Here is a 2557-nt window from a genome sequence, read left to right on the forward strand (position 1 = left end):
AAAAGACAAAAAGCACGAGAGTTATTTCTGGTGCTGGCAGAACGAATGGATTTTAACCCAGAATTAAATGTGCGAATGTTTCTTAACGTTAATCGACCACACAATAATGAAGTACCAACATCTACTTTACTACGGGAGTTTGCCAGTAATTTTCGCCAAGATATTTGGCCAGGAAAAAGACTACCTGAAGTATTTCACGATCCGCGATCGCTGGCAGTGGGTGTGGAATCAAAAGCTTGTTTACACGCCAAATGCGTTGTTGTAGATAAGGAGCGTGTACTTGTGACCTCTGCCAATTTTACAGAAGCGGCTCACGAGCGCAATATCGAAGCTGGTGTATTACTCAATGATCCAGTAACTGCTCAAGCTTTGCAAATGCAATTTGAAAGCTTGGTTACAAGAAATATCCTATGTCGAATTCCTGGAATCTGACTATTTTAAGCAAGATGTTATGACCTATTAGCTTTTTTAAGACAACCACAAATACTACTGCATCATTACATCAATAAAACAACTTCAACTCGGAATGCTAGCTTAGTGGATGAACTTTATTTAATGTTTAACCTAAAACTCTTATAAATGATTAACTTAACTACCTTTCATTCGTGTATTGCTCAATCTAATGCTCGTGGTTATGACCTGGATAACAAACAGAAGGAAGCTGTAGAGTATAGCGGAGGTTCTTTATGGCTGATAGCAGGGCCAGGTTCAGGGAAAAGTGAGGTATTGGTTACACGCACCTTAAAACTGCTTTGTGTAGATGGGGTTAAACCACGCTCAATTTTGTTAACCACCTTCACTCAAAAGGCAGCGCGTAACCTTGAAGACAGATTGGCTACTTACTTGGTAGCATTACAGAACGCCGATTCTAGTCTTCGAGACGTAGACTTAGCAGAGATAAGGATAGGGACATTGCATAGCCTATGTAATGACATCCTCCAAGAATACCGTTACCCGAAATATCAAAATGTTCGACTTCTTGATCAGGTAGAACAGGATCTATTTGTTTATCGTCATGCTTCAATTGCAGATCATCAAGATTTAAACTTCTGGACACAGTTTGCTCATGCTGTTCGTGATTGGAGAGACAAAAAATATCCTCCTAACAAGTGGAAGCGTGCTAAGGCAGCAGTCACACTTTTTAACCATATTGTAGAAGATTATGTTGATGTCCAAAAGATGATTTTGGCTGGTGAAAACTGGGCAACTCTTGCAGGTTTTTACCAGCAATATACTCAAGCATTGCGGGATAAATATCGTTGTGACTTTGCTCATCTTCAAGCTTGCTTTCTTGAATTCCTAACCTCTTCTGCTAGTAAACGATTTTTAGAAGGAGATGGTCAAAATCAGCTTCCACTGCTGCACGTACTCGTTGATGAATACCAAGATACTAATCCAATCCAAGAGCAGATATATCTTGCCCTTGCTAACCAGACACCACACAGTATTACCGTAGTGGGGGATGATGATCAAGCTTTATACCGTTTCCGAGGTGGAAATGTATCTTGCATGGTTAATTTTGACAAAGCTTGCCTAGCAGCCTTCGGTGTATCTCCTAAACAAATTCAACTAGATAAAAACTACCGTTCTCACTCTAGTATCGTTAATTTTTTTAACGACTACATCACTTCTTTTCCAGAAATGAAAACTTCTGGGGTACGTGCGCCCGGTAAAAATCCAGTCAATGCAGCATCTTCCATTACTGGCTCATACCCTGCTGTTTCTTGGATAACTCAGAAAAACGCAGGTAATTTACCAGATGCTGTTGCCAGTTTAATCAAAAACCACTTAATAGGTGATGGAATCATATCTGATCTTAGCCAGTGTGTTTTGCTGATGCGTAGTGCTAAAGACTCAAAAAACAACGCCGGATTGTATCTTGCTGCATTCCAGAAACATAATCTTCCCGTTTATAATCCTCGCTCAAAGTCATTTATGGAAAGCGAAGAAGTGCAGTGTTTACTTGCTGCTTTGGTACAGGTGATTGATAGAAAACACACTTTTAGTTATAAATACAAAGATCCAACTGGAAAACCTTTCTCATGGGTTGCAACTATTGATGAATGGTTTCAAACATTGGATATAGTTAGAAGTAAATCTAATGTTGTCACACAACAATTAGATGACTACTTAAAACGTAGTAATGAAGAACTGCCCAAGTTGTGTGCATTAAACAATCAAAGTGTTTTTCTAAACCTTAATCTCCTAGAAATTATCTATCGAATTCTCGCCCTAGAACCATTTCAAACATGGCAACAAGACCCTGTAAGAAATTTACGTCTTTCTAAGGTTAGTCGTCTTTTTGATGGATATCACAGTTTTAAATTAGATGGTTTGCGCTCAAACTCAGATGGAACTGATCTTGATCCAGGTTTTCTGCATCGTTTTTACAGCATGTTTATAAGCTACCTCATAGACGCTGGGATTGATGATGACGAAGATGAAGAAGTAATTGTACCCCAAGGGTATCTACCAGTAATGACTATTCACCAAGCCAAAGGCTTAGAGTTTCCTTTTGTCTTAGTTGGACAACTGGGTAAAAGAGGAGAGGTTGGAG

General features: G+C 39.2%; 2 protein-coding genes. Both read left to right on the forward strand.

All coding sequences use genetic code 11. The features are described from left to right. A partial coding sequence (locus LC574_RS35135) for a phospholipase D-like domain-containing protein (protein WP_229458239.1) occupies positions 1-432 on the forward strand: 432 nt, incomplete at its 5' end. Between the two features lie 147 nt (positions 433-579). After that, positions 580-2557: UvrD-helicase domain-containing protein (locus tag LC574_RS35140; RefSeq protein ID WP_229458241.1), on the forward strand; the 1978-nt coding region annotated here is incomplete at its 3' end.

The sequence above is a fragment of the Nostoc sp. CHAB 5715 genome (genome assembly GCF_020829685.1).
GTDB lineage: Bacteria > Cyanobacteriota > Cyanobacteriia > Cyanobacteriales > Nostocaceae > Nostoc.